Origin of the sequence: Kitasatospora sp. NPDC091257 (assembly GCF_044757675.1) — a bacterium.
GTDB classification, from domain to species: Bacteria; Actinomycetota; Actinomycetes; order Streptomycetales; family Streptomycetaceae; genus Kitasatospora; species Kitasatospora lactacystinica.
Genome location: NZ_JBIVVI010000919.1, coordinates 1 through 3767 on the forward strand (window position 1 = coordinate 1; position 3767 = coordinate 3767).

The 3767-nt window shown below is 75.6% G+C and carries 5 protein-coding genes and 1 pseudogene; 2 read left to right on the top strand and 4 right to left on the bottom strand.

Annotation, left to right across the window (positions count from 1 at the left end; all coding sequences use genetic code 11):
• Positions 1-578: D-alanyl-D-alanine carboxypeptidase (locus tag ACIQOV_RS32010; RefSeq protein WP_401054188.1), on the bottom strand; the 578-nt coding region annotated here is incomplete at its 3' end.
• A 76-nt stretch (positions 579-654) separates the two neighbouring features.
• On the opposite strand from ACIQOV_RS32010, the gene ACIQOV_RS32015 reads away from it, so the two are divergent.
• Together ACIQOV_RS32015 and ACIQOV_RS32020 are read left to right on the top strand one after the other, a co-directional pair.
• Positions 655-1146, top strand: coding sequence for an inorganic diphosphatase (locus tag ACIQOV_RS32015; RefSeq protein WP_188300447.1), 492 nt, complete (start codon positions 655-657; stop codon positions 1144-1146).
• Positions 1147-1387: 241 nt separating this feature from the next.
• A pseudogene (locus ACIQOV_RS32020) lies at positions 1388-1540 on the top strand (hemin ABC transporter ATP-binding protein); the annotation flags it as partial.
• Between the two features lie 91 nt (positions 1541-1631).
• Here the strand turns inward: ACIQOV_RS32020 and ACIQOV_RS32025 are convergent.
• The 3 genes from ACIQOV_RS32025 to ACIQOV_RS32035 form a co-directional block, all read right to left on the bottom strand.
• Positions 1632-1841: a dodecin gene (locus ACIQOV_RS32025; RefSeq protein WP_359909395.1), complete on the bottom strand. Its 210-nt coding sequence runs from the start codon at positions 1839-1841 to the stop codon at positions 1632-1634.
• A 126-nt stretch (positions 1842-1967) separates the two neighbouring features.
• The gene (locus ACIQOV_RS32030) at positions 1968-2927 is read right to left on the bottom strand and encodes an asparaginase (protein WP_401054190.1); all 960 of its coding nucleotides are present in this window, start codon (positions 2925-2927) and stop codon (positions 1968-1970) included.
• A gap of 72 nt (positions 2928-2999) precedes the next feature.
• Entirely contained in the window at positions 3000-3620 is a 621-nt protein-coding gene (locus ACIQOV_RS32035) for an ABC transporter substrate-binding protein (RefSeq protein WP_380546920.1), read from the bottom strand.
• Positions 3621-3767: the final 147 nt, after the last annotated feature.

Genomic DNA, 3767 nt, shown 5'->3' on the forward strand with positions numbered 1-3767 from the left:
GACAGGGCCGCGATCGCGGTGGCCAGCTTGGTGGTGGAGGCGGGGGTGGCCGGGGTGTTCTCCCCGGAGCCGTACAGGAGTTGGCCGGTGCCGGCGTCCGCGACGGCGAAGGTGACCTCGCCGAGGCTCTTGTCGGCGAGGGCCGCGGCGAGCGCCTGCTGGAGGCCCTGCGCGGTGGGGACGGCGGCGCCCGTGGCGCCGTCCACGGCGGCCAGGACGGCGCTCGGCGCGGGCGCCGGGCGTGCGCCGGGCGCGTCGCTGCCGCCGGCGGCGGTGGGGGCGGCGGGCCCGGAGGCGACGGGCGGCGCGGCCCGACGGGTGGGCTCGGCACCCGGACCGTCGTTCGACCGGGGTCCGGCGCCGCCCTTCCCGTGGTCGCCCTTCCTCCCGTCGCGGCCGCCCTTCCCGTCGTGGTCCTCGTCCTCGCCATGCCCGGCACTGTGCCCACCCGGCGGCGGGGACGGCTGCGCGTACGCACCACCCGAGGTCAGGACCGTACCGACGACCAGCAGCGCCGCTCCGACCAGCCCCGCGGCCGTCCCCCCGCGACGGCGCGCCGCCCCTCCCCCTGCTCCCACCGACCGGCCCCTTTCCCGAGCACTCGCTCCCGTAGGAGACACTTGGATTCTGTCAGTCCCTACCTTGGAGGAACCGTTGGAGTTCGACGTCCTTATCGAAATCCCGAAGGGCTCTCGTAACAAGTACGAGGTCGACCACGAGACCGGCCGTCTGCGGCTCGACCGGATGCTCTTCACCTCGACCCGCTACCCGGCCGACTACGGCTACGTCGAGGGCACGCTCGGCGAGGACGGCGACCCGCTGGACGCCCTGGTCATCCTGGACGAGCCGACCTTCCCGGGCTGCCTGATCAAGTGCCGCGCCATCGGCATGTTCCACATGACCGACGAGGCCGGCGGCGACGACAAGCTGCTCTGCGTCCCGGCGACCGACCCGCGCTGGGAGCACCTGCGCGACATCCACCACGTGTCGGAGTTCGACCGCCTGGAGATCCAGCACTTCTTCGAGGTCTACAAGGACCTGGAGCCCGGCAAGTCCGTCGAGGGCGCCGACTGGGTCGGCCGCGCCGAGGCCGAGGCCGAGGTCACCGCTTCGATCAAGCGTCTGGCGGAGCAGGGCGGCCACTGAGCCGTCGTTCCGATCTCATTCGATCGAGAGCGGTTCGAGGCAGGTCGGGACAGCCCGGGGCCGGGGTTCGCGGATTTCTTCCGCGGGCCCCGGCCTCTGTCGTTCCCGGGGACGGGACGGTTTGCCGACACCCTGTCGGCATGATGTGAAGTTAGGTTAGGCTAACCAAAATATTCGGTCCGACTCCGAACGGCCGACCCGAACGGCAGACCCGAACGGCCGACCCCGAACCCTGGAGGCCGACGAGGTGGTCCGGACGGGCCGCGCGCCGTGGGCGGGCACTGCGGCGGCAGCCGAGGACGCGGCGGCCGTGGCCGAGGCGATGGCCGCCACCGAGCCCACCACCTTCGCAGGGCAGCGAGGTGTACGGGCACCCCGTGGAGGTGCTGGCGCACCCGCGCACCGGGGTGCCGCCGGTGCTGCCGGAACGCGGCTGAACCGGGCCGGTCCTACCGGGCCGGGCCTGGTCGGGCTTCCGGGCCCGGTCAGTCCTCCAGCCGGAAGCCGACCTTGATGCACACCTGGTAGTGCTTGATCCGGCCCTCCTCCAGGTGGCCCCGGACCTGCGAGACCTCGAACCAGTCGAGGTTGCGCAGCGTCCGGGAGGCGCGCTCCACCCCGTTGCGGATCGCGGCGTCGACGCTCTCGGTCGAGGACCCGACGATCTCGGTCACCCGGTACACATGGTCGGTCATGGCGGACTCCTCAGCTGTGCGACGGCCCCCGGTCCACCGTGCACCGGCCCGGGTCCGCCCGCACCCGGACGAGCGGCCACCGACCACCGACCACCGACCGCCGACCACCGACCGCCCGGAAACGTCCTAGAACGCCGCCCGCACCTCGCCGACCGGCACGCCGCCGCCGAGCAGCGGGGCGGCGCCGATCCGCTCGACGGTCCCGTCCGCCCCCGTCACCCCGAGCCGGCGCAGCGCCGCCGCCAGCACCGGGCCGCGGGCCCGCTCGCCGCCGTCCTCGATCTTGAAGGCCAGCGCCCGCCCGTCCGGCAGCGCGACCACCTGGACGGCCTCGGCGCCCATCTTGGACAGCGCTCCCGGCACCGCCCGCATCAGCCGGGTGTCGGCCCGGCGGGTGCCGGCCACGTACTCGGGGTGGGCGCGCATCGCGTCGGCGACGCGACGCGGCTCGGTGCCCTCGGCGGCCAGCACCAGGCCGCGGTAGCCACGGGCCAGCCCGGTCAGCGACACGGCCAGCAGCGGCGCGCCGCAGCCGTCCACCCCGGCGTGCGCGGCGGTCTCGCCGGTGGCCTCCTCCAGGGCCTCACGGGCCAGCCGCTGGATCGGGTGGGCCGGGTCGAGGTAGCTCGCGGTGTCCCAGCCGTTGGCCGTGCAGGCGGCCAGCCAGCCGGCGTGCTTGCCGGAGCAGTCCATCAGGATCGGGGCGCGTCCGCCGCCGGCGGCGAGCAGCAGCTCCGCCTCGGTCTCGTCCAGCGGCAGGTCGGCCGGGGTACGCAGGGCCGACTCGTCGAGCCCGGCGGAGCCGAGGATGCTCCGCACACCATCGAGGTGAAACGATTCTGCGGAGTGGCTGGAGGCCGCCAGCGCCAGCAGCTCGCCCTCGATCGCCAGCCCGGCCCGCAGCGTGGCCACCGCCTGGAACGGCTTGGCGGTCGACCGCGGGAAGACCGGGGCGTCCGGGTCGCCGAGCGCGAACTCGACCGAGCCGTCGGCCGCGAGCAGCACCAGGGAGCCGCGGTGGCGGCCCTCGACGAAACCGGAGCGCACGACCTCGGCGAGAACGGGCGTGGTGGCGGGCAGGGACATGGCGGGTGAGCCTTCCGGGGCGAGGGTGGGCCGGGCGGGAGCCGGGCCCACCGCCCGCGGCGACTCACCCGGTCAGAGCGGCCCCCCTGCGAGCAGGTCGTCGACCCGTGCTTCCCCATCACGGTACCTGCGGGTGATCTCGGCATTGCAACCGTCGGCCGTGCGCAGCAGCCGCTGGCGCCGTCCGGACACCTCCCGCTCGTGCGCCCGCAGCCGCTCCAGCGCGGCCAGCAGTTCCTCGGCCGGGTGCGCGGCCAGGTCGGCGAGCTGGACGTCGCCCATCAGGGCGTCCGCCTCCAGCCCGGACTCCCGGGTGCGCGGCGGGCCGAGGGTGACGTGCCGGGCCGAGCGCCGCACGGTGGAGGGCGCGTCGGTCAGGATGGCCGGCAGCCGGTCCAGCAGGTCGCCGGGGGCCGGCTCGGGGCCGGACGGGCCGGCGGTACGGACCGGGCCCGCGCCGGGCCGCCGGTCGAGCTCGGCGCGCAGGATGTCCATCCGCCCGTGCAGCAGCCGCCGCAGGTACGACAGGTCGGCCTCCTGCTCCAGGGTCTCCCGGCGCAGCACCCGCAGCTGCTCCAGGCCCAGTCGCTCCAGATCGGGTTCGTCCCCCGCGCCCGCCGCCGGGCCGTACGGGCCCCCGGGGGGCCGCACCACCGGCCCGGACCGGTCCCGCGCCGCGCTGCTCGCGTCCATCACCCAACCACCTGACGTCGTCCGATCCCGCCCGCTCGCGGCACCCCGTCCCTGCCGCCGGTCCGGCCCGTCCCCCGACGGGCCGCACGTCCCGTCCACCGGCACGCCCGGGAACCCCCGGAGGCTCCGGTCCCCGGCCGCGACCGC

Excerpts from the sequence above, each read along its gene's own strand:
- ACIQOV_RS32025 (WP_359909395.1), bottom strand. The coding sequence starts at position 1,841 with ATGACCGACCATGTGTACCGGGTGACCGAGATCGTCGGGTCCTCGACC.
- ACIQOV_RS32035 (WP_380546920.1), bottom strand. The coding sequence starts at position 3,620 with ATGGACGCGAGCAGCGCGGCGCGGGACCGGTCCGGGCCGGTGGTGCGG.
- ACIQOV_RS32030 (WP_401054190.1), bottom strand. The coding sequence starts at position 2,927 with ATGTCCCTGCCCGCCACCACGCCCGTTCTCGCCGAGGTCGTGCGCTCC.